This is a genomic window from Marivirga harenae, from assembly GCF_030534335.1.
GTDB classification, from domain to species: domain Bacteria; phylum Bacteroidota; class Bacteroidia; order Cytophagales; family Cyclobacteriaceae; genus Marivirga; species Marivirga harenae.
Map to the genome: position 1 here is coordinate 546,475 of NZ_CP130565.1, position 25,331 is coordinate 571,805.

At 38.3% G+C, this 25,331-nt stretch carries 15 protein-coding genes and 1 riboswitch; of the genes, 8 read left to right on the forward strand and 7 right to left on the reverse strand.

What is annotated here, in order from left to right; all coding sequences use genetic code 11:
- Positions 1-140: 140 nt before the first annotated feature.
- Positions 141-1,313, reverse strand: a complete 1,173-nt coding sequence (locus Q3Y49_RS02415; RefSeq protein ID WP_303270640.1) for a trans-sulfuration enzyme family protein — start codon at positions 1,311-1,313, stop codon at positions 141-143.
- Positions 1,314-1,595: 282 nt separating this feature from the next.
- Positions 1,596-1,699, reverse strand: a riboswitch (SAM riboswitch).
- Positions 1,700-1,984: 285 nt separating this feature from the next.
- Here Q3Y49_RS02415 and Q3Y49_RS02420 point away from each other — a divergent pair.
- Positions 1,985-2,815 (forward strand): alpha/beta hydrolase, encoded by an 831-nt coding sequence (locus tag Q3Y49_RS02420; RefSeq protein WP_303270642.1) that lies wholly within the window; start codon positions 1,985-1,987, stop codon positions 2,813-2,815.
- Between the two features lie 114 nt (positions 2,816-2,929).
- Here Q3Y49_RS02420 and Q3Y49_RS02425 read toward each other — a convergent pair whose 3' ends face one another.
- Both Q3Y49_RS02425 and Q3Y49_RS02430 read right to left on the reverse strand, forming a co-directional pair.
- Positions 2,930-4,177, reverse strand: a complete 1,248-nt coding sequence (locus Q3Y49_RS02425; RefSeq protein ID WP_303270644.1) for a DUF819 family protein — start codon at positions 4,175-4,177, stop codon at positions 2,930-2,932.
- Positions 4,177-4,806: an NUDIX hydrolase gene (locus tag Q3Y49_RS02430; RefSeq protein WP_303270646.1), complete on the reverse strand. Its 630-nt coding sequence runs from the start codon at positions 4,804-4,806 to the stop codon at positions 4,177-4,179. The genes Q3Y49_RS02425 and Q3Y49_RS02430 overlap by 1 nt, the downstream gene beginning before the upstream one ends.
- A gap of 277 nt (positions 4,807-5,083) precedes the next feature.
- On the opposite strand from Q3Y49_RS02430, the gene Q3Y49_RS02435 reads away from it, so the two are divergent.
- The 4 genes from Q3Y49_RS02435 (at position 5,084) to Q3Y49_RS02450 (ending at position 19,658) form a co-directional block, all read left to right on the forward strand.
- On the forward strand, positions 5,084-10,054 hold the full coding sequence (locus tag Q3Y49_RS02435) for a BspA family leucine-rich repeat surface protein (RefSeq protein ID WP_303270647.1): 4,971 nt from the start codon (positions 5,084-5,086) through the stop codon (positions 10,052-10,054).
- On the forward strand, positions 10,051-10,968 hold the full coding sequence (locus tag Q3Y49_RS02440) for a PorP/SprF family type IX secretion system membrane protein (RefSeq protein ID WP_303270648.1): 918 nt from the start codon (positions 10,051-10,053) through the stop codon (positions 10,966-10,968). Before Q3Y49_RS02435 ends, Q3Y49_RS02440 begins: the two co-directional genes overlap by 4 nt.
- 450 nt (positions 10,969-11,418) lie before the next feature.
- On the forward strand, positions 11,419-18,744 hold the full coding sequence (locus Q3Y49_RS02445) for a BspA family leucine-rich repeat surface protein (protein WP_303270649.1): 7,326 nt from the start codon (positions 11,419-11,421) through the stop codon (positions 18,742-18,744).
- Complete coding sequence (locus tag Q3Y49_RS02450) at positions 18,741-19,658, forward strand: PorP/SprF family type IX secretion system membrane protein (RefSeq protein WP_303270650.1); 918 nt, start codon at positions 18,741-18,743, stop codon at positions 19,656-19,658. The genes Q3Y49_RS02445 and Q3Y49_RS02450 overlap by 4 nt, the downstream gene beginning before the upstream one ends.
- A gap of 62 nt (positions 19,659-19,720) precedes the next feature.
- Here the strand turns inward: Q3Y49_RS02450 and Q3Y49_RS02455 are convergent, their stop codons facing one another.
- The 4 genes from Q3Y49_RS02455 to Q3Y49_RS02470 are packed head-to-tail and all read right to left on the reverse strand — an operon-like array spanning position 19,721 to position 22,639.
- A complete protein-coding gene (locus Q3Y49_RS02455) occupies positions 19,721-20,326 on the reverse strand; it encodes a superoxide dismutase (RefSeq protein ID WP_303270651.1) in 606 nt (201 codons plus the stop codon).
- A 38-nt stretch (positions 20,327-20,364) separates the two neighbouring features.
- Positions 20,365-20,823: a nucleoside deaminase gene (locus tag Q3Y49_RS02460; protein ID WP_303270652.1), complete on the reverse strand. Its 459-nt coding sequence runs from the start codon at positions 20,821-20,823 to the stop codon at positions 20,365-20,367.
- A gap of 7 nt (positions 20,824-20,830) precedes the next feature.
- Positions 20,831-21,364: a hypothetical protein gene (locus Q3Y49_RS02465; protein ID WP_303270653.1), complete on the reverse strand. Its 534-nt coding sequence runs from the start codon at positions 21,362-21,364 to the stop codon at positions 20,831-20,833.
- 27 nt (positions 21,365-21,391) lie between these two features.
- On the reverse strand, positions 21,392-22,639 hold the full coding sequence (locus tag Q3Y49_RS02470; protein WP_303270654.1) for an ABC transporter permease: 1,248 nt from the start codon (positions 22,637-22,639) through the stop codon (positions 21,392-21,394).
- A gap of 101 nt (positions 22,640-22,740) precedes the next feature.
- On the opposite strand from Q3Y49_RS02470, the gene queA reads away from it, so the two are divergent.
- The 3 genes from queA to porT all read left to right on the forward strand — a co-directional run bounded on the left by queA (position 22,741) and on the right by porT (position 25,326).
- On the forward strand, positions 22,741-23,787 hold the full coding sequence (gene queA / locus Q3Y49_RS02475; protein WP_303270656.1) for a tRNA preQ1(34) S-adenosylmethionine ribosyltransferase-isomerase QueA: 1,047 nt from the start codon (positions 22,741-22,743) through the stop codon (positions 23,785-23,787).
- A gap of 127 nt (positions 23,788-23,914) precedes the next feature.
- Positions 23,915-24,637, forward strand: a complete 723-nt coding sequence (gene ubiE / locus Q3Y49_RS02480; RefSeq protein ID WP_303270657.1) for a bifunctional demethylmenaquinone methyltransferase/2-methoxy-6-polyprenyl-1,4-benzoquinol methylase UbiE — start codon at positions 23,915-23,917, stop codon at positions 24,635-24,637.
- Entirely contained in the window at positions 24,586-25,326 is a 741-nt protein-coding gene (gene porT / locus Q3Y49_RS02485) for a type IX secretion/gliding motility protein PorT/SprT (protein ID WP_303270658.1), read from the forward strand. The genes ubiE and porT overlap by 52 nt, the downstream gene beginning before the upstream one ends.
- Positions 25,327-25,331 lie beyond the last annotated feature (5 nt).

Below are 25,331 nucleotides of genomic sequence, written 5' to 3' on the forward strand. Positions count from 1 at the left end.
GTTGCCTGACCAACGCCCATCTCTTCCATTTCCTTGTACAGTTCAATGCGTGCACCCAATTGAACTATAGCTATTTGCTACTAGTTTGTGGCTTGGTAGTTCATGAATAAAAAAAAATTATATTTTACTTCCAATTTCCTTTATTTTGAAGCTTTTAGTGCTTGTTCAAAATCTTCAATGATATCATTTACATTTTCCAAACCGACTGAAAGCCGAATTAAACCATCTGCGATTCTCACCCTGTGCCGTTCTTCTTCACTCAGTTTGCTATGAGTAGTGGAAGCTGGATGCGTAACTATCGTTCGCGTATCTCCCAGATTTGAAGTAACCGAAAGCATTTGCAGATTATTGACAAATTTGCTGCATCGTTCCCCTCCCCCTTTCACAATGAAAGTGAGAATACCGCCTCCTTTTAGCATCTGTTTTTTGGCTAAATCAAACTGAGGATGCGATTTCAAGAAGGGGTATTTCACGCTTTCCAATTCGGTATGTCCTTCCAAATATTCCGCAATTTTCAAGGCACTTTCGCAATGCCTGTCCATGCGCACCGCCAGAGTTTCCAAACTTTTGGAAAGTACCCAAGCATTAAAAGGCGAAATAGCCGGCCCCGTATGGCGACTGAAAAAGCGTACATCTTTGATTAATTCTTTAGAGCCCAGAATCAGACCACCTAATACTCTTCCTTGTCCATCAATAAATTTGGTGGCACTATGAGAGACAATATGAGCACCCCATTTGGCTGGTCGTTGCAAATAGGGAGTGGCAAAGCAATTGTCTACCACTAAAATCAGATTGTGTGCTTCCGCCAATTTCCCCAACCATTCCAGATCAATGATTTCCAATCCGGGATTGGAAGGCGTTTCCACAAAAATCATTTTGGTTTCCGGCTTAATTAAGCTTTCCCATTCATGTGTTCTGCTGATATCCGCATAAGTATGAGAAATACCCCATTTCGGAAAAATTTGTGTCAATAGTTGATGCGTAGAGCCAAATAATGACCTAGCCGCCAAAATATGATCGCCTTGTTGGAGCAATGCAGCCATGCTTCCAAACATAGCTGCCATTCCAGTTGCCGTGGCAAAACCATCTTCTAAGCCTTCTAAACGAGCCATTTTATCAATCAACTCTGAACTATTGGGATTAGAAAAGCGAGAATAAATATTACCTTCCTCCTCATCATTGAATAAGGCCTTTGCCTGTTCGGCATTTTCAAAAGTGAAGGAAGAAGTCAAATAAAGCGGCACAGCATGCTCTCTGTTGCCACTTTGGGCAGCCTGGGTACAGATAGCCTGGGTTTCGAAATGTTGAGACATAAAAATATTGGTTATTGTTTTCCCTTGAAGGGATATAAAATTTGAAAAATTGATTTTGAAATGCTTTAAGAGTGCGTATTGAAACTGCCCAAGATTATAATCCTGTACAAATTGTACTGATTACCTAAAAGCTAAAATTGGAAATCAACAGCAATTGCTACAACAGCAAATGCTCATTTGATTAGTTGATTGAGAAATAGCCATGAATTCCAATGATCGATCGTTCAAATCAATTTGGAGATTGTGCGAAATGTAAATTTTCTGTTTGTTCATTGTTTTACCGTTTTATATTTCCCTTCGTTGGGCAGGAATTGGCACCTTTCCAAATTGCTTGGGGGTTGCCAGAGGGTCAACGAGCCTGTTCTCTCACCTCATCTATATAAATCGATCGAAACCGATATGATGGATCAAATATAGAAACTTGATTTTGACTTAAACAAGTATGTTTCGAAATATTTTTACTGAAGCGCGCCTTTTAATTTTGTAAGCTATTAAAAAACAGCCTTCTAACATGCTGATGTAGGTATAATTACAGCACGAAATGGGGAGGTCACACTTGCCGGATAATCAAGGAAATACTACAGAGTAGCTCGATTGAAAATTCATTTTTTCTATTTTTACAATTCTATAATTCGATTTATTGCATTATAGCCCCAGTTAAAAAGCAGTATATGAGACATATATTTTATAGCATTCTACTTTTTTTAATAGCTCACTTATCATGTGGTCAAACAATACCTGAGAAAATGAGTGAAACTGATTTCACAATAGGTAAGATCGTTAGTATCAATTCAAAAATTTTGAATGAAACCAGAACCCTAAATATTTACCTACCTTCCAATTATCAAGCTGATAGTTCAAAAGAATATCCCGTGATTTATTTGCTGGATGGCTCTAGAGATGAAGATTTTATTCATATTTCAGGACTTGTTCAATTTGGATCCTTTCCCTGGATTAATATGATACCAGAATCCATTGTGGTAGGCATTGCAAATATTGATAGAAAAAGAGATTTCACATATCCTTCTGAAAATAAACTAGACCAAAAAGAATTCCCCACCTCTGGAAAATCAGAAAAATTCACAAGCTTTTTGGAAAAGGAACTTCAACCATTTATTGACTCAGTCTATCGGACAAAATCAAGCAAAACGATAATTGGACAATCTTTAGGGGGACTGTTAGCCACTGAAATATTATTTAAAAAACCTGAACTTTTCGATATCTACATAATTGTCAGTCCGAGTTTGTGGTGGGATAATGAAAATCTTTTGGAAAGTGATCCAAAATGCTACGGTTCCACAAAATCAATCTATGTGGCAGTAGGAAAGGAAGGTGAAGTAATGGAACGTACTGCTAAAGAATTATTTGAAAAATTAATAAAAAACAAAAATCAGAACACGCAGCTGTACTTCGATTTTTTAGAAGATAAAACCCATGGTGATGCGCTACACATTGCAGTGTACAATGCGTTTGAAAAAATATTTGAATCGAAAAATGATTAAAAATAGGTGCGTAATATTTTTCAGAAGCAGTGGCTGGCAACATTCTAATCAGCTACCTTTAACACGAGAAGTGAAGCTATAGCAGTCAGGGCATTCTTCTTACAAAAAGAAAAGCTAAACGGCCGCAGCAGCCTGCAAAAGCAACCCACAAATATAAGCCGCATAAGTACCCAAAGCATAACCAAGCACTGCCAGCAATACTCCAACAGGAGCTAAGCTAGGATGAAATGCACCAGCTACAATTGGCGCTGAAGCTGCGCCTCCTACATTAGCCTGGCTTCCAACTGCCACGAAAAAATAAGGGGCTTTAATTATTTTTGCTACACCTAATAATACAATCACATGCACTGCCATCCAAATTAGACCTACCATAAAGAAACCTGGATTATCAAAAATAGCCGTCACATCCATTAACATTCCTATGGAAGCTACCAACACGTAAATCATCACACTTCCCAAGCGTGAGGCTCCTACACCTTCCAGTTTTCTGGCTTTGGTAAAAGATAAACTTAAGCCAATGGTAGTAGCAATGACCACCAACCAAAAGAATGAAGAAGTTAAACTGAATTTTTCTAATTGAGGAGCCATTTCTCCTATCCAAGGAGCGATCAAATCTGCTCCAAAGTGGGCGATTGCAGTAGCTCCGAAACCAACTCCTAATACCGTCATCACTTCTGCTAAAGTAGGTATTTTCATAATGGAAGCTTGATACTTCTCTATGCCTTGTTTCACTTCCTCAATTGACGAAGCATCTGCCTTTAAACGTTTATCGAGCTTTTTAGAAATTCCCACACCGTAAAGTAAAAAAGCCATCCAGATATTAGCAACTATAACATCTACGGTAATCATGGTAGCAAATAAATCTTCACTGGCTCCAAATGTTTCAAACATAGCCGCTTGATTAGCCCCTCCACCAATCCAACTACCGGCAATAGTAGCCATTCCTCGCCAAACGGCTTCCGGCCCCACTCCTCCTACTATATCGGGGGCAAAAGAAGAAACAATTAAAATCGAAAGTGGGCCACCGATTACAATCCCGGTGGTTCCAGCTAAAAACATGATAATGGCTTTTTTTCCTAATCTGGCAATCGCCTTAAGATCAATACTTAGTGTCAATAAAACCAAAGCTGTAGGCAATAGATAGCGAGATGACATAAAATAAAGATTGGATTCATCCCCCGAAATGATTCCAAAAGTATTGAAGAGAGAAGGAATAAAATAACAAAGTAGAACGGATGGTACAAAACGATAAAATTTTTGCCAGCCAGTTTTTTTGCTTGAAGCAGTGATGAAAACAGCTGCTAATATTAACAATAGCAAGCCCAAAACTACGGCATCATTGGTGATCAGTGGTTTTTCCATTATGTATAATGTTCTTTCAAAATTTCAACAAATTCACTTAAAATCATGGCGGTAGCGCCCCAAACTACTTTTTCTTCAATATCAAAAAAAGGGGCTTTCAGTCTAACTCTTTCTGCTACCGTTAATTCAGTAACTTGCAAAGTTTCAGGATGGATCAAGTGTTCTACTTCGGCTTTAAATATATGCTCTACTTCTCTTGGATCTCTTATAAATTCAGGTTTACTCTTCAATATGCTAATCACGGGCCTGACTATGAAATTACTAGCAGTTACATTTAAATCAGACAGAGTTCCAATTACTTCATTATCAGCAATAGTCACACCAATCTCTTCATAAGTCTCTCTTATAGCTGTTTCAATGAGATTGGAATCGGCATCTTCCTTTTTTCCACCTGGCAAACTGACTTGCCCACCATGAACCCCTTGATACGGAGGTCTCTGCATTAATGGAAAATAAATCTTACCTTCATCCGGATAGAGTGCAATCATGACAGCTCCTTTCTTAGGGGGCTTATCATATTTCATATTAAAGCGCTCACCAATCGGTTGTGCCATCATTTGTTGATGTGCAACATCACCAGGAAGTGGCTTTTTTAATCTGTCTTTAAGAAAAGCACCGATGTCTATCATTAAAATAAAACTATTGGGAAATCTATAATTAAGAATTTAGCTCAAATTAAAGCCTAATAATAATTAAAACAAAAATACATTTTAAATATGAGCATTTTCAATAACCAAAGGTGTATCCAGTGACAGATTAGAACTACTTATTGCCTCGCTAAAGCCCTATAACAAACAAAAAAATCTTAAGTCAATCATTTTTAATAAATTACATTTTTTTCTTCCATTATAACACAAATTATTCATAATATATTTATATCTTTACATAGAACTAAGAGCATTCCCCATGTATAAATTCTTTTGCACATCTATACTACTTATTTTTTCTTTTGCTTTTTCGGGTAAATTATCAGCACAGAATGAGTTTACCACCACTTGGGAAACTGAAAACGGGGAAATCACCATTCCCATTATTTCGATTGATAGTTTGACCTACAATTATGATATTGAATGGGCGAATTTAACAAATCCAGGACAGGGAGATGGATCTGATGCAGGGATTTCTACCGCATATACCATTTCCGGTTTAAACAATAATGACACCTACGAAATAAAAATTTCTGGCGCTTTTCCGGCCATTTATTTTTTGGGTTCAGCGGATGCTGCAAAAATTCAAACCATAGAGCAATGGGGTAATATTCAATGGGAAACCATGTATTTCGCATTTTATGGCTGTACCAATTTAATCTCTAATGCCACTGATACGCCAAACCTAGAGCAAGTATCAAGTATGATAGGGATGTTTGCATTAGCTACTACTTTTAATAGCGACTTAAATAATTGGGATGTAGGTAATGTTAGCAACTTTATAGGTGTTTTTTTCAATGCTTCTAGCTTTAATGGGAATATCGATGATTGGGACCTTAGCAATGCCACTGATATGAGACAAATGTTTGATGGAGCTACCTCATTCAACGGAGATCTAAATAATTGGGATGTATCTAATGTCATAGACATGAGCGCATTGTTTAGAGGCGCAACCTCCTTCAACGGCAATATAAGCAACTGGAATACCACAAGTGCAGAAAATATGAGCAATATGTTTTCAGGAGCCACGTCCTTCAATCAGGATGTAAATGATTGGAATGTATTTGATGTCCTGAATATGAGCGGCATGTTTCAGAATGCTATAGCTTTTAATAGTGAATTAGACGATTGGTTTACAGGCACCGTGACCAACATGACTAATATGTTTTCCGGGGCTAGTTCATTTGATCAATCACTAGGCGATTGGAATATAGGCGATGTTACCAATATGACGGGGATGTTGGATAATTGTGGCATGTCAAAATTAAATTATGATGCGACTTTGAGAGGATGGGAGTCTTCATTCTCCACACCAATAGGAATCTCCTTAGGTGCAGCAGGACTACAGTACTGTAATGCAGCGGATACTAGGGCTATATTAACGGGGACAGGAGGCTATAGCTGGATTATAAATGGAGATAATTTGCAATGCGACCCTTTCATTACTACTTGGCAAACAACTGATAATGAAATAACAATCCCAACTCCAACCTTTGGGGCTGACCCATATGCCTATTCGATTTCTTGGGTTAATCTTACTACTCCTGGCCTAGGCGATGGCTCAGATTCCGGTATCACTGGAGATTATACAATTGGTCAATTAAATAATAATGATATTTACGAAGTTTCGATTTCGGGTGATTTTCCGAGAATCTATTTCTTAAATTTCAACCACCCTGACGAAAGAGTAAAAATATTAAGTATTGAGCAATGGGGGGATCAGGAATGGACAAATATGAGTAATGCATTCTACAATTGCGTTAATTTGGTTTCTAATGCATCAGATTCACCCATTCTAATTAATGCTACTAACCTAAATTCAATGTTTTCAGGGGCTACCTCCTTTACAGGTGATTTAAGTAATTGGGATGTTAGCACCATAGAAGATATGAGCGATATGTTTCAAGGCGCAAGCTCATTTAATAGTAATTTAAATGACTGGGACGTTAGTAATGTTACTGACATGAACTCCATGTTTACTGGGGCTTCGAGTTTTAATAGTGACCTAAGCAATTGGGATGTTGGAAATGTGAATGCAATGTTTTCAATGTTTAGAGACGCAACTTCTTTTAATCAAAGCTTAAATTCTTGGCAAGTAAACAGTGTAAATTCAATGTCATCTATGTTTGACGGAGCCTCATCATTTAATGGTGATATTAGCAATTGGAGTGTAAATAATGTAACCTCTATGAGTAGAATGTTTAAAGATGCAACATCCTTCAACGGTGACCTGAGCGATTGGAATATTGGAAATGTGATGTACATTGATGAAATGTTTGCTAATGCCACATCCTTTAGTGGCGACCTAAGTGATTGGGATGTTAGAAACGTTTTAGAAATGAGACTTATGTTCCATGGAGCTACTGCTTTTAATAGCGATATCAGTGAATGGAATATTGCTAAAGTTCAACAAATGGGAGGAATGTTCTGGAATGCAACCTCATTTAACCAAAACCTTGGTAGCTGGGATATCAGTTCAGTTGAACCATTCGAGGAGGAAGCTAGTCCCCCGCTGGGAATTGATTCACTATTTACAAATTCCGGTATGTCAACTTTTAATTATGATTCCACACTAATCGGATGGTCAACTTTGACCGCAGAGGAAGTGCGAATCCCCTTAAATCTAAGTTTAGGAGCCCACGGTTTAAATTTCTGTCAATCTAGTATCGAACGGACAGAACTAATTGAAGATTTTGGCTGGACAATATATGATAATGGGCCTGGGTGTCCGGTTCCTACTTCACAAGCCTCTAATATTTCATTTAGTAATGTCACCACCTCTGAAATGGAAATTTCTTGGACAAATGGTAACGGGACTAACAGAATTGTTGTAGCTAGAGCAGGAAATGCTGTCAGCTCTAATCCTACTAATCTAACCACTTACTCTGCTAACCCCAGTTTTAGCGATGGAGATGGATTAGGGAGTGGAAATTTTGTAGTTTATAAAGGTAATGGAAATAGTTTTACACTTACAGGTCTAACTGATGGCACTACATATCATCTTAGAGTTTATGAATATAATGGGGCAAATGGTCTAGAGGTATACTTAAAAAGTACTGCTGTGGGAAATCCCGCTTCACAAACAACGATAGCTGTGCCAAATATTATTGATTTTACTCCATCTTCTGCAGGCACAGCTGATACAGTCACAATAACTGGAAGCGGATTTACAGATGCAAGCCTTATCAACTTTGGCGGAACAAATGCAGCATCTTTTACCGTGCTTTCCGATACTGAAATAGAGGCCATTGTGGGTTCAGGGACTTCTGGAGATGTGTTAGTGAACACTCCTGCTGGTACGGCAACACAAGGGGGGTTTGAATATATTCCTGCTCCAGTTATTTCCTCTTTCCTTCCAACCGCTGCCGCTCAAGGGGATACAGTTATCATCACCGGAACTAATTTTACAGAGGCAGAAGTAGTTAGCTTTGGAGGAACGGTCCCCGATACTTTCAACATAGTCTCTGACACTGAAATCATGGCTATCGTAGCAGAGGGTACTTCAGGAGATGTATCCGTGACTACTTTAGGTGGTACTGCTACTCTAACAGGGTTTGAATTTATTCCCGCTCCTTTTATTTCAAACTTTTCACCCACTTCGGCACCAGAGGGAGGAACTGTGACTATCATCGGCTTAAATTTTACAGATGCCAGTGTAGTACACTTTGGAGGAACAGCAGCCACATCTTTCACTTTAGTCTCTGATACCGAAATTTCAGCTGTTGTCAATTCAGGTACATCTGGCGATGTATTAGTGACCACTCCTGGTGGTACCGCAACGCAAGAAGGTTTTGTATTTATCCCCGCACCTACTATAAGCTCTTTCTCTCCTACAACAGCAGCACAAGGCGATACCGTTACAATATCTGGTTTCCATTTTACAGCGGCAAGTATTGTAAGCTTTGGAGGTGCTGATGCTGAGTCTTTTACAGTAGTTTCTGATTCTGAAATTAACGCAGTGTTAGGGAATGGTGATTCTGGTGATGTAGCTGTGACTACAGCGGGCGGCATGGCAAGTCAAGCTGGTTTTGATTTTATTGCACAACCTCAAATTATTTCTTTCTCGCCAAACTCAGCTAAATCAGGGGAAACAGTAGAGATATCAGGGTCTAACTTTACTAACGCGAGCGCAGTCAGCTTTGGGGGCATTGACGCATCTTCGTTTACAGTAATTTCAGACAGCTTAATCAATGCGACCGTAGGCTCCGGCTCATCAGGAATCGTATCGGTAATTACTCCAGGAGGTACTGGTTCTAAAGAAGGTTTTACATTGTTATTCTCTCAAATAGCTTTATTCTGGGGTAACAATATCTCTATTGAAAACAATCAAACAAACCCAATAGATCTTGGCAAAGCCCCAATCGGAGAAAGTATTCAAAACCAATTCATCATATTGAATAATGGAAATACTGATTTGGTCATTTCAAGTCTGAGTTCCTCAGAGGATGAATTCGAACTCATATCAACTGTAGATACAGTTAAATCCGGTTTCCCCGCTCCTATCACCGTAAACTTTAATTCAACGATTGTAGGACTATATGAAACTGAAATAAGAATCATAAATAACAGCATAAACAGTCCTGAATTCATTTTTCCCATTAGAGCAGAACTAACTGGTCTTAACATCATTGATGACGAAACAGATTCTCTGGTGATCTCAAATCAAGACATTAACTTAGGTTCGACCTTGATCAATGTAAATGTCGATAAGAATTTCAATATTGAAAATCTAAGTTCGACTTCCACTATTGAAATCTTAAGTATCACAGTGGATAATCCTGTATTTCAAATCATAAATGCGCCAAATTCAATAGCGCCATCTTCTTCAGAAGAATTCACAGTAAGACTTAACGCGAGTGCTGTAGGTGAGTACAGAGGAACTGTGACAGTCGCTACCAATTTAAATGATTTCAGATTTGGTGTGGAAGGTATTGTTTTAGCAGAATTATCAACTGACATTAAAGTGTATAATGTTGTCACTCCCAATGGTGATGGCAGGCATGATTTTCTACTGATTGATAATATAACAGAGTATCAAAATAATAATGTTAGTATTTTCAACCGGCTGGGCAACAGAGTCTTTGAAATTGACAATTACGATAATTCATCTCGAATTTTTGAAGGCAATTCGAACAGTGGTGAACAACTACTTACTGGAAATTATTATTATGTGATTGACAAAGGCAATGGTGAAAAAAGAATTAGTGGCTTTCTAATTATAAAAAGATGATGAAAAAATCTAGACTTCTGTTCCTTACTTTTATATTTCTGCCATTCTGTTTGAACGCCCAGCAGGATCCGCTCTACAACCAGTATTTCTTTAATCAGGCCATGATCAACCCTGCATACACTGGGCTCAATAATGTTTTTAATACAACAGCTATTAGCCGACTTCAATGGGCCGGAATTGATGGAGCACCCACTACAAATACTCTGAATGTAAGCAGCTCGGCCTTTAAAAATAAAGTGGGACTTGGGGCAAGTCTTATTTATGATTCTTATGGAATCAACAGTAATACAGAATTTAATATCGCCTACTCTTACAAAATAGCTACGCCAACTGGTGATGTCTTTTCAATGGGACTCCAAGCTGGTTTGGTTAACATCAACTACGATTACAATCGTTTAACTCTTCAATATGTAGATGATGTGATTTTGAATAATGCTCAAGCTAGCGTAACCGAAGAAAACTTTGGTGTTGGATTCTGGTACATGAGCAAAGATTACTATGTCGGCCTATCTGTTCCTAGAATGCTGGATATAAATATAAATGATGGTGGTATGGAAAGCACGAGATACAGAAGACATTATTACCTCAGTGCTGGCTATGTGTTCGATCAGTTGTTTGCCCTGAAATTCAAACCTTCCATTCTGCTTATGTATATGGATAAAGATAATTACGCATTTGATGTAAATGCCTCCTTTCTCTTAAACGAGGCTATCTGGCTTGGAGCTTCTTTCAGAAATTTTGGTACTGTCGGGCTCAACACTCAAATGAAAGTAGGAGAAACTCTTAAATTGGGATATGCATTCGAATTACCCGTTAATAACACCGCATTAACAGGATTCGGTACACATTCCCTTATGGTTTCTCTGGACCTTGAACTATTGGGCAGACATGGATTAGGTAGAAGGTTCTTCTAGCACTTTGTTTAGTACTAATCTATAGTAGCCACTAAGAACGACTTTACTTCAAACTAAATCCAACTCCTTACATTTAGCTCCACCTTAGCAAGCGAATATAGCTTCACCCTAATTTTCACTCAAACGTGGCTCCCAATTCCAGCCTTATAAAAAGTGTAATGCAATTACCCTCCCAGCCTTTAGTTGTTTGGACATTTTTACTGGGTAAAGAAAATAGGGGCTTCGGACACAAAACCTATAGCTTCGTCCTAGATCGCTTCTTCTTTACAGAATAAATCAATTATTTGACAATAGAACAACCTGCTGTTAACCTCTTCTTGAATGAGAGAATTCACATTCTTAATGTTCAAGGCAGTTTTTCGGAGCAACATTACCCATTGCTCAATTCATTACAAAAAGTAAAGTTAAATACATCAAATATTTAAATTTAATGATAAAAGAAAATTTTATATGAAACAATTTCCTACTATTTGCTGCTTCTTAGTGATCTTTGTTTTATTATCAATGGGTGCAGCATTTGCTCAAGCGCCCACAATCACAAGTCTTTCTCCATCATCAGGACCACTCGGAACAAGCATTACTATTGCTGGTAACAACTTTAATCCCTCTGGACCAAATGATGTATTTTTTGGATCTATAAAAGTAACTGCAAACGCAAATGCGGCAGGTACACAAATCATAGTGAATGTACCAGCCGGTGCTTCGTCAATAACACCCATAATTATCAGAAATAATGTTTCAGGATTGCAGGCAAGTTCCTTACAATCAACTACTCCTTTTTTTAGTCTAACTCATTCCCCAACGATTCCTATAACAACCTCAAGTTACAATGAAACTAGATACAATACCTTCGTCTCTTTTCCTGCCTTAAGTAGCGGAGACTTTGATAATGATGGTTATGCTGATATTGTTACTGGTGGAGGACAAACAGCAATAAGACTGTACAGAAATAATAGATTAGGTGGCTTTTCATTCAGCTCAACTTTACCATTGACTGGTACAAGTGGTGCTTCTACTATCGTTACTGCTGACATCAATGCTGATGGTAATTTGGATATTGCTGTAGGAAAAACTGGTATAGGTGAGTTGGACATTTTTTTAGGAAATGGAGATGGATCTTTTGTGGTAGGTACCAGCATCGCATTTGTATCGGGTGGCAGTGCAGGTTTAGCTCTAGAAGATATTAACAACGATGGCCATCTTGATTTAATAAGCAATTATTTCAATGAACTTCACATCCAGATAGGAAATGGTACGGGAAATTTTACTCCAGCATCAGGTTCCCCGAAAAATCTTTCCCCCTTTTTTAACCCTGGGGAATTAGCTATTGCAGATTTCAACGAAGACGGCTTTATTGATATCGTCACCATGGGTGGAAGCCCAGGATCGGTGCTTGTATTACTCAATAACCAGGATAACACTTTCGCTGACCCATTGCTTTACCCCGCTGGCGAGAATGGGTTTGAAATCGTTGTAGGAGACTATAATGCAGATGAAAATATTGATATTGCGGTCTTAAGTTTTGATAGTCAAAATATCACCACATTAAGTGGCGATGGACTAGGCGGATTTACAGCTTTTCCAGCAAGTCCTATCGATATGCCGGGTATTAATCTAGGCTTATCGCAAGGAGATTTTGATGGAGATGGTATAATTGATCTGGTTGTAGGAGGGAATACAACAAATCTAGTACCCCTATTGCGGGGCGATGGTTCTGGTGACTTTAATTCATTTCCGACTTTTCCCCTGAATGTTAGTCCCGCTCAGCCTTACGGGATACTTTCTGATGATTTCAATAATGATGGCGTGGCTGATATTGCGTTTGCCGGAAATAGCGCATTTCATATCTTACTTTCACCGTCCAGCTTTAGGACTACGTGGGTCACTACAGACGGAGAGATCAACATTCCTACGACTGGGGCAGGATATAACTACGATGTGATTTGGAGTAATCTTACCAACCTAGGAGTCGGAAATGGAGCTGCTTCAAACCTTACGGGTGATTACACTATAACAGGTCTAAGCAATGGAGATACTTATCAGTTACTAATTAAAGGTGACTTCCCTAGGATCAATTTTAATAATGGAGGGGATAAAGATAAAATATTTACAATAGAGGAATGGGGGGATAATCAATGGTCGACTATGCAGACGGCATTTTATGGTTGTACAAACCTAACTGTGCCTGCAGTTGATGCGCCTAATTTATCAAGCACTTTGTCACTAAATCAAATGTTTCGTGGCGCTAGCAGTTTTAATGAATCCATTGACCACTGGGACGTAAGTAACATCATTTTGTTTTTCGGGATGTTCCAGGACGCAACATCTTTCAACCAACCCCTAAACAGTTGGGATATTTCCAGTGCCACAAGTATCTCTAATATGTTTCAAGGTGCAACAAGTTTCAATCAACCATTAAGCAATTGGGTCACAACGGGTTTGACTGATATAAAAGTAATGTTTAAAGACGCTACAAGTTTTAATCAATCCGTCAACAATTTTGACGTAAGTCTTGTGACAGATTTTGCTGGTACTTTCGAAGGAGCAACTTCTTTTGATCAACCCTTGAATAATTGGGATGTTAGTTCTGCCAATAGCTTAGCTCTAATGTTCTATAGAGCAAGTGCTTTCAACCAAGATCTAAGCTCTTGGGATGTAAGTAATGCCACTAGCATGGCCTACATGTTCGGCTTCGCTAGCAGTTTTGATCAGGATCTAGGCGGATGGGATATAGGACAAGTCACAAGCATGATCGATATGCTCTGGCTGTCAAATTTATCAATTAGTAATTATGACAATGCATTGATCGGTTGGTCCACTATCAGCGGTAGTGAAACTCAAATTCCTAGTGGGATAACATCCTTCAGATCTAATGGACTTTCTTATTGCAATGGTGAAGCTGCAAGACAGTTTTTGATTGACAATCAGGGCTGGGCGATTACGCTCGATTCCAAAAGTGTAAGCTGTCCGCCAAACATTATATCATTTACACCAACAAGTGCAGCTAGCGGAGCTACAGTCACTATTACTGGAACAAGCTTTACTGGAACTACGGCTGTTAGTTTTGGAGGAACAGCGGCTGCTTCTTTTTCTGTCAATTCTGACACTGAAATCACGGCTGTGGTAGCCAATGGAACTTCTGGTAGCATAGAAGTTACCACTTCAGAAGGTACAAGCACATTAGCAGGATTCACTTTTATACCACCTCCTACTATCACCTCTTTTGCCCCTACATTTGGAAATGAAGGAGAAACTATCACCATTACAGGAGTAGATTTTACGGGAGCAACTGCAGTTAGTTTTGGGGGCATTGCTGCAACTTCTTATACTGTTATTTCTGACACTGAAATATCTGCAGTAATTGCAGCAAGCTCATCATCCGGAAATATTGAGGTCACCACAGCAAATGGTACTGCTCTTTTGAACGGCTTTATGTTTAATCCATTCATTACCACTTGGGTTACCGATAACAGCAGCATTATCATACCTACAACGGGAGGTGGATATAATTATGATGTCAGTTGGACCAATCTTACAACTGCTGGGGTAGGTGACGGAACTCTGACCGGTCGAACCGGAAATACTTCTATATTTGGATTAACCACTGGGGACGTCTATCAAGTTCGAATCACAGGAGTATTTCCCAGAATTTACTTCGAGGGAAGCACTTTTCAAAACCAACAGAAAATAAGGAGTATTGAACAATGGAGTAATAATAATTGGACAAGCATGGAAGGGGCTTTTTCCAGTTGTCGTAATATGGTTATTAACGCAAACGATTCCCCCGACCTTTCAAACGTCACTAGTTTGAGCAGCATGTTTGTTGGAGTATTAGAAACTAATGCATTTACCAATACTGACCTAACGTCCTGGGATGTGAGCAACATAACAGACATGAGTTATCTCTTCAACTTTGCATGGTATTTTAATCAGGATATAAGCAGCTGGGACGTGAGTCAAGTGACTAATATGGCATATATGTTCGGTGGAGCATATTATTTTAATCAACCGCTAAATTCTTGGGATGTCAGCAATGTTATAAATATGGAACTCATGTTTTTTGAACTATTAGAGTTTAATCAACCGCTAGATCAATGGGATGTGAGCAATGTACAGTTTATGAACGGAATGTTTTCTTATACAGAAGCATTTAATCAGCCTTTAGACAATTGGGATGTGAGCAATGTTACCAATATGCAAGAAATGTTTGCAGGCTCGCTTGTTTTTAACCAGCCGTTAAACTTATGGAATGTAAGCTCAGTAACGGATATGAGTTTAATGTTTCAGAGTGCAGAGGCCTTTGATCAGCCCTTGGATAATTGGAATGTGAGCAACGTAACTGAAATGTGGGCAATGTTCCAATTTAATGATATTTTCAATCAAAATATCAGCAATTGGAATGTAAGCAACGTGACAGATATGTGGCGAATGTTTCAAGAGGCTTCAGTTTTCGATCAAGACCTCGGTGTATGGGACGTGAGCAATGTATTTGATATGGACAATATGCTAAGTAATTCCGGCTTGTCAATCGCAAATTACGATGCCACCCTAATAGGTTGGTCAAGTTTATCCTCTTTACAACCTAGCATCAGCTTTGGTGCACTATCTTTAAACTACTGCGAAGGAGAAACTGCTAGAAATTCAATTATTGGCACTTTCGGCTGGACTTTCAATGATGCTGGCAAAAACTGCATACCAAGCATTGCTTCTTTTACTCCTACTTTAGGCGGAACTGGAGCAACAGTGACGATTACTGGAAATAATCTTATTAGCGCTACCAATGTCAGTTTTGGCGGGACAGCTGCTAGTTCCTTCACAGTTGTTAATAATACGACCATCAATGCAGTATTAGGTTCTGGTTCGAGCGGAGATCTTGAAGTTATTACTCCTGATGGAACAGCCACGCTCTCAGGATTTGTGTATATTCCTGCGCCAAATATAACCTCATTTACTCCTACGAGTGCTGCCAGCGCAGGCACTGTTACCATTGCTGGAAGTAATCTTAATGGCGCTACATCAGTAACTTTCGGAGGTACAAATGCTACAACTTTTACTGTTGTTTCAGCGACTGAAATTACCGCAGTCGTTGCATCTGGAACTTCTGGTAGTATCGAAATCACTACTCCAGGAGGAACTGCCTCCATCAGCAACTTTACCTTTATCGCTGCTCCAACAATATCTTCTTTTTCTCCTCTAACCGCTGCTCAAGGTGAAACTGTAACCATCTCTGGGACCAATTTAACTGGGGCAACTGCTGTAACCTTTGGAGGAACTGCTGCTGCTTCTTTCTCTGTAAATTCTGATACTGAAATTAGTGCTGTCGTAGCTAATGGAACTTCTGGAAATATCGAGATCACTACACCAGGAGGAACTGCTTCCATTATAAACTTTATCTTCATCGCTGCTCCTACAATATCTTCTTTTTCTCCTCTGACTGCTGCACAAGGTGAAACTATCTCTATCACAGGAACCAATTTCACAGGAACTACGGAAGTTAAATTCGGTGGAACACCGACCAGTTCTTTTTCGGTGGTCTCAGCTACTGAAATCACTGCTGTTGTTGGAAATGGAAGCTCAGGTAATATTGAAGTAACTACTGCAGGAGGAACATTTTCAGTTCCAAACTTTATCTTCATTCCTGCACCAGGCATAGATTCTTTTTCTCCAGGTTCAGCGGGACAAGGTGAAACTGTTACTATCACAGGAACCAATTTCACAGGAACTACGGAAGTTAATTTCGGTGGAACACCGGCCACTTCTTTTTCGGTGGTCTCTGCTACTGAAATAACAGCTGTTGTAGCGAATGGAAGCTCAGGTAATATTGAAGTAACTACTGCAGGAGGAACATTTTCAGTTCCAAACTTTATCTTCATTCCTGCTCCAGGCATAGATTCTTTTTCTCCCAGTTCAGCAGGACAAGGTGAAACTGTTACTATCACAGGAACCAATTTCACAGGAACTACGGAAGTTAATTTCGGTGGAACACCGGCCACTTCTTTTTCGGTGGTCTCAGCTACTGAAATCACCGCTGTTGTAGCGAATGGAAGCTCAGGTAATATTGAAGTAACTAATGTAGGAGGAACATTTTCAGTTCCAAACTTTATCTTCATTCCTGCTCCAGGCATAGATTCTTTTTCTCCATTAACCGCTGCTCAAGGTGAAACTGTAACCATCTCTGGGGCCAATTTAACTGGGGCAACTGCTGTAACCTTTGGAGGAACTGCTGCTGCTTCTTTCTCTGTAAATTCTGATACTGAAATCAGTGCTGTCGTAGCTAATGGAACTTCTGGAAATATCGAAATCACTACACCAGGAGGAACTGCTTCCATTATAAACTTTATCTTCATCGCTGCTCCTACAATATCTTCTTTTTCTCCTCTGACTGCTGCACAAGGTGAAACTGTTACTATCACAGGAAACAATTTCACAGGAACTACGGAAGTTAATTTCGGTGGAACACCTGCCACTTCTTTTTCGGTGGTCTCAGCTACTGAAATAACAGCTGTTGTAGCGAATGGAAGCTCAGGTAATATTGAAGTAACTACTGCAGGAGGAACTACTTCTATTCCAAATTTTTTATTTATCTCTAACCCTACAATAGATTCTTTTTCTCCCCTTTCGGCTGCTGAAGGAGAAAATGTGACAATAACCGGTACTAATTTTACTGGCACTAGTGCAGTTAGTTTTGGTGGGACAGCAGCTACCTCATTTACTGTAATTGCTGATAATATGATTAATGCCGTGGTAGGTGAAGGGTCCTCAGGGGCTGTAATGGTCACTACACCAGCTGGCACCGCCTCTCTGGAAGGATTTACCTTAATCTTTTCACAAATAGGCGTAATCTGGAATGATAACGTTGAAATCGAAAATAATCAATCTGAAGCTATCAACTTTGGAGCAGTGTCAGTTGGTGGTGAAATCGAAAAACAAATTGTAATATTAAATACTGGCAATAAAAATCTTGAGATTTCTAACATAAGTTCTTCCGCAGAGGCATTTACAGTTCAATCGACACTAGGTGTTGTAGAATCTGGTTTCCAAGCATCTATCACAATACTATTTAGTGCAGCTAATGTAGGAGTTTATGAAAGTGAAATAAGAATAAATAATAATAGTCGAAACAGTCCAGAGTTTATTTTTACTATCTCAGCAGAACTAACTGGCCTCAATATCATTGATGGGGAAACGGATTCTCTGGTGATCTCAAATCAAGATATTAACTTAGGTTCTACAGTGATCAATGTGAATGTCGATAAGAATTTTAATATTGAAAATTTAAGTTCAACTTCCATAATTGAAATATTGAGCATAGATGTAGACAACCCTGTTTTTCGTATTATTAATGCACCTGCCTCCATCGCCCCCGCCTCATCTGAAGTATTTACCGTGAGATTAACTGCTAATTCACTAGGAGAATATAGCGGCCTTGTGACAGTCAAAACCAACTTGAACGATTTTACTTTTAGAGTCACTGGGACAGTAATTGAGGAATTATCAACTGACATTAAAGTGTATAATGTTGTCACCCCCAATGGTGATGGCAGGCATGATTTTCTTCTGATCGATAATATAACAGAATACCAAAATAATAATGTTAGTATTTTCAACCGATTGGGTAACAGAGTCTTTGAAATTGACAATTACGATAATTCATCTCGCATTTTTGAAGGCAATTCGAACAGTGGTGAACAACTACTTACTGGAAATTATTATTATGTGATTGACAAAGGCAATGGTGAAAAAAGAATTAGTGGCTTTTTAATTATAAAAAGATGATGAAAAAATCTAGACTTCTGTTCCTTACTTTTATACTGCTGCCATTCTGCTTGAATGCCCAGCAGGATCCGCTCTACAACCAATATTTCTTTAATCAGGCCATGATCAACCCTGCCTATACGGGGGTCAATAATGTGTTTAATGCAACAGCTATTAGCCGACTTCAATGGGCCGGAATTGATGGGGCCCCCACTACAAATACTCTGAATGTAAGCAGCTCAACCTTTAAAAATAAAGTGGGACTTGGGGCAAGTCTTATTTATGATTCTTATGGAATCAACAGTAACACAGAATTTAATATCGCCTACTCTTACAAAATAGCTACCCCAACTGGTGATGTCTTTTCAATGGGACTCCAAGCTGGTTTGGTTAACATCAACTACGATTACAATCGCTTAACTCTTCAATATGTAGATGATGTGATTTTGAATAATGCTCAAGCTAGCGTAACCGAAGAAAACTTTGGTGTTGGATTCTGGTACATGAGCAAAGATTACTATGTCGGCCTATCTGTTCCTAGAATGCTGGATATAAATATAAATGATGGTGGTATGGAAAGCACGAGATACAGAAGACATTATTACCTCAGCGCTGGCTATGTGTTCGATCAGTTGTTTGCCCTGAAATTCAAACCTTCCATTCTGCTTATGTATATGGATAAAGATAATTACGCATTTGATGTAAATGCCTCCTTTCTCTTAAACGAGGCTATCTGGCTTGGAGCTTCTTTCAGAAATTTTGGTACTATCGGGCTCAACACTCAAATGAAAGTAGGAGAAACTCTTAAATTGGGATATGCATTCGAATTACCCGTTAATAACACGGCCTTAACAGGATTCGGTACACATTCCCTTATGGTTTCTCTGGACCTTGCGCTATTGGGCAGACATGGTTTAGGTAGAAGATTTTTCTAAAGAAAAAAGGCAGTAAACTATAAATCTACTGCCTTTCCAATATTTAGAACTTATACAAAAATCTATTTGCCTTCTTCATATCTCTTAGATACTTCACCCCAATTAATTACGTTAAAGAAAGCTGAAATGTAATCAGGCCTCCTATTTTGGTAGTTTAAGTAGTATGCATGTTCCCAAACATCAAGACCTAAAATTGGAGTTCCGCCACATCCTACATTTGGCATAACTGGGTTATCCTGATTCGGAGAAGAACAAACCTCAACTTTTCCGCCAGCATGAACACATAACCAAGCCCATCCTGATCCGAAACGAGTTGCGGCTGCGTTTGAGAACTCTTCTTTAAATTTTTCGAATGAACCATAAGCTGCATTGATAGCATCAGCCAAGGCTCCAGATGGTTCACCTCCACCATCAGGACTCATTACAGACCAGAATAAGGAATGATTAAAATGACCACCGCCATTATTCCTAACTGCATTGTTATCACTATTATTTTTAAGCAATTCTTCTAAAGATTTGCCTTCCATATCTGTACCTTCAACAGCACCATTTAATTTCGTAACATATCCATTATGATGCTTACCATGGTGGATTTCCATAGTTTTTGCATCAATATGTGGTTCTAAAGCATCTTTAGCATATGGTAATGCTGGTAATTCAAAAGCCATAATATTTATAAATTATAGGTTAAACATTTATTAAAAATTCAATTCTTATTTTTCCTCATTTTCGCAAAAAAATCATCGATCAACTTTTTACTTTCTGCCGCCAATAAACCACTTTTAACTTTGGTTTTAGGATGAATCATCTGAGGATTAATTTTGGTAAACCCTTTTTTTTCATCCTCTAAAGCATAAACAATTTGATCTATTTGCGACCAATTCAATGCACCTGCGCACATTCCGCAAGGCTCTAAACTGACATAAAGCGTACAATCTGTCAAGTATTTACCACCTAAGTGATTTGCTGCTGATGTAATAGCCAACATCTCTGCATGTGCAGTAACGTCATTCAACCTCTCAGTTTGATTATAAGCTTTAGCAATAATTTTTTTCTGGCAAACAACGACAGCACCCACAGGAATTTCTCCTTCATCGAATGCTATTTCGGCCTGACGAAGTGCTTCGCTCATATAGTGCTCGTCAGAATTAACGGTGAGTTCCATTTTATGTTTACCGGAATTTGGTGGTTTCGAACATTTTCTGAGCAATTGGCTCCCACTTAGATTTAAGGTAGGGAGGACATGAAAAGCTTATGACTACCAATCCATTTTTATGAATCGTATAAAGCAGATAGGTATAGCGTTCTTCTGCAGATCGATTTCCTTCAGCATCTGGTTTTCCATCAAATTGATAGGCCGCATATTCCTTTTCATTTATAGTCACTAATTCCTTTTGGGAAAAATCAATTTCCTGAAATAAGTTAGGAATACTTGAATCGTAAAATTCTTTGAGCAATGCAACATCTCCATCTTGCCAAAAAGTAGGCGATGCGGTGATAGTAAATTCTACAGCTGATTGCTCGTCAGTCATGGCAATATCTGGAATTCTGGCCCCAAGAAATTTGGCCGAAAGTTCTTGCTCAGTCATTTTCCTAAGCTCAGTGGAAACTTCCATGCTTATGTAATCAGTAAGCTTTTGCTTTTTAAGAGTAGGCTCTTGAACAAAAAAGTACATCAAAAATATTAAACCAATTGATTTAATCATCTACTTATATTTAATAATTCAAAAAAATTATGCTCTAATTGCGATTACAGGGTCTAGTTTCGCTGCCATTCCGGCCGGTACAATTCCCGATAATGTGCCTATAATCACTGAAACTCCCACACCAAGAATTATATTACCCACGGAAAGACTCAATTCTAGACTTCCTAATGAAGCAAAACTCAGTAAATACACCAACAATAATCCAAAAAGACCTCCTAATAAGGAAAGGAATACTGCTTCAAACAAAAACTGAAATAGGATAAAGAAATTCTTGGCCCCTAATGACTTTTGAATGCCTATTATATTGGTTCGTTCTTTTACAGAGACAAACATAATATTGGCAATACCAAAACCCCCTACCAAAATCGAAAAGCTACCAATCACCCATCCTGCTAAAGAAATAACTCCAAAGATTGAGCCTATAACTTCTCCAAATGCTTCTGGTCTATTAATAGCGAAATTTGTTGCCTCTCTGGGACGTAAGCCTCTTTTCTGCCGAAGCAAACCTGTTATTTCCCCTTCTAGGTTTTTAAGTCCTTCGTCATCCGGATATCCTTTTAAGGCAATAATTGATTCTACACCAAAATTGCCTTGGCCTGAATACATTTTAAAGAAAGTATTATAGGGAACATAACAAAAGTCATCGGCACTTGGTGCATCTATAACGCTTGCCCCTTGTTTTTCCATCACTCCTATCACTCTAAATTTCAATCCTCGTAACTTAACTTCATTACCGATAGGATTTGAAGTTGGAAATAATGTTTTAGCAACCTCCGCCCCTATGATGGTTACATTTGCTCCCTTCTCAACCTCTTGCAGTCCAAAATAACGGCCTGTTTGGACAGGAATTTCAAACACGTCTTTATGCTGATATGCGACACCAGAAACTATTGCCCCACTCAAGCTATTACTTTCATGCTTTACTGTCACTCCAAATCTTTCAGCAAAAATGGTAACTGCGCTAGCCTGGTCAGAATTATTTTTCAAAAATTGATACTCACTAAATTGTGCCTTAGGTCGGTTTACATATTTCCACCAGGGATAATTATCTTCGAAAATCCAAGGAAACTTTTCTATACGAATCACATCATCTCCCAAAAAGTTAAGGCTATCTCTAATATTTTTTTCCAAAGAATCCACAAGAGTGAATACAGTAATGATGGAAAAAATCCCTACTGTTACGCCAAGTAGCGAAAGAATAGTTCTTAATAAATTGGCTCGCAATGCACTTAAAGCAAATCGAAAACTCTCCAGAAGCAGATGAATATAAATCATATGTAAATATAAAAATATAAAGCTACAAGTTTACAAAAACTATTCTTAACTTTGCCCTCTTAAATTTTTAAACCTAACCACTTAATACCGTAATATTAAGTATGAAATTATCAGAATTCAAATTCGAATTACCACTTAAATTAGTGGCACAACATCCGGCAGAAGACAGAGACTTAGCAAAGCTAATGGTTTTGCACAAAGATACCGGTGAAATTGAACACAAAACTTTTAAAGACATTGTTGATTACTTTGACGAAGGTGACATATTAGTGACCAACAACACCAAAGTATTTCCGGCTCGTCTTTATGGGAACAAGGAGAAAACTGGCGCCCAAATCGAGGTTTTCCTTTTGAGAGAACTTAATAAGGAAATGCACCTTTGGGATGTATTAGTTGATCCTGCTCGTAAAATCCGTGTTGGTAACAAATTGTATTTTGGAGATGGTGAATTAGTAGCTGAAGTTATTGACAACACCACTTCAAGAGGGCGAACTATCAAGTTTTTGTATGATGGAGATGACCAAGATTTCTACAAATTAGTAGATTCATTGGGTGAAACCCCACTTCCAAAATACATAAAAAGACCAGTAGAAGAAGCGGATCGGGAAAGATTCCAAACAATTTATGCTGAAGAAGTAGGGGCTGTGGCAGCTCCAACTGCAGGAATGCACTTCACGCGTCAGGTCTTGAAGAGAATGGAATTGAAAGGTATTAAAACCAGTCCCATTACATTACATATTGGCTTAGGCACTTTCCGTCCTGTTGATGTGGAAGATTTAACCAAGCACAAGATGGACTCTGAAAACTTTAAGGTTCCGAAGAAAACCGCAGAATTGGTGAACGAGTCTTTGGACAGCAAGAAAAAAGTTTGTGCGGTGGGTACTACAGCTATGCGTTCAATGGAATCTTCTGTAACGGCCAATAATCATTTAAAAGAAAATGAAGGCTGGACAGATCGTTTCATATTCCCTCCTTACGAGTTTAAAATTTGTAATGCATTATTGACGAATTTCCACATGCCAGAATCTACCTTATTGATGATGGCAGCCGCTTTTGGAGGATATGAAAATGTAATGAATGCATATCAAGAGGCCATTAAGAATAAATATAGATTCCTATCATATGGGGATGCTATGTTGATTATATAATTTGGAAATCATTAAAATGAGGCTGCCATGCACAATTATTAGGGCATGGCAGTTTTATTTTTACTCAGAACAAACATTTCTTCGAAACATGCTGTTAGCCCAATAACAACAGCAAATCCAATTTCAGATGACAGTTTTACCCTACAAAGACAAGGAAACAGGCAAAAAGCAACAGGTGGCAGATATGTTCGACAACATTAGCCACAAATATGATTTCCTTAATCATTTCCTCAGCTTAGGAATCGATATCAGATGGAGAAAAAAAGCCATAAAACTTCTTAAGGAAATCCAACCCAAGCAAATTTTGGATATTGCTACTGGAACTGGGGATTTCGCAATTGAATCTTTGAAATTAAATCCAGACCATGTAACTGGTGTTGATATTTCTGAGGGAATGCTAAACGTTGGACGAGAGAAGCTTAAGAAAAGGAAATTAGATGATAGAATCACTCTAACTTCTGGAGACTCTGAAAATCTCCCATTTGAAGATAATAAGTTTGATGCAATCATCGTTGCATTTGGGGTAAGGAATTTCGAAAATCTGGAAAAAGGATTAGCAGAAATGTTTAGAGTCTTGAGACCGGGAGGAAAAGTAGTGGTCTTGGAGTTTTCTAAGCCAAAAAGCTTTCCATTTAAACAGCTATATAATTTCTATTTTAAAAATATCTTACCTACTTTAGGAAAAACAATTTCAAAAGATAACGCGGCTTATACTTATCTTCCTGAATCTGTAAAGTCATTTCCAGATGGAAAAGATTTTACTTCGATATTGGATAAGTTAAGCTTCAAAAATACAGAATGCAAACCTTTAACCTTTGGCATAAGCTCAATCTATACTGGAATAAAGTAATATTATTCGGACTAGCGATATTGATAAGTTTTCAAGCATCATCTCAAGTTTATGAGCAAGAAAACTTACCCAATTATGATAATGATTTAATTCATTACGGTTTCTATTTGGGTGGCCATACCGCTAATTTAAAGGTTAGATACAATGAAGCTTACCTGAGCAATCAGTTTGATTCTTTACATTCAGTAATACCAGAAAGTGCACCAGGATTTACTGTTGGGTTTATTTTCAATTTAAGAATTGCTCAATATTTAGATTTTAGAACTCTGCCAGGAGTAGGTTTGTATCAATATACGCTAAATTACAACACTTACGATCGAGCAGAGGAAGTTACTTATCAAGGGAAGAAAGAAGCCTTTTATGCCGAATTACCACTATTATTAAAATATAAATCACAAAGAAGAAAGAACTTCAGAGCTTACATGATTGGAGGTGCAAAACCCTCATTTGAAGTAAGCGGTAAAAGACCTTCCGAAATTAATGAAGATGTTTTACTAATCAATACATTTAATTTGGCTTTGGAAATCGGCTTTGGAATAGACATATATTACGAACTATTTAAATTCTCCCCAGAAATCCGTTTTTCAAGAGGTTTGACCAATGCACTTTTTGAAAGGCAGAATAGTTACAGCAGCCCTATTAATGAATTGGTGACAAATAGCGTATCTATCTACTTTCAGTTCCAATAAACCAC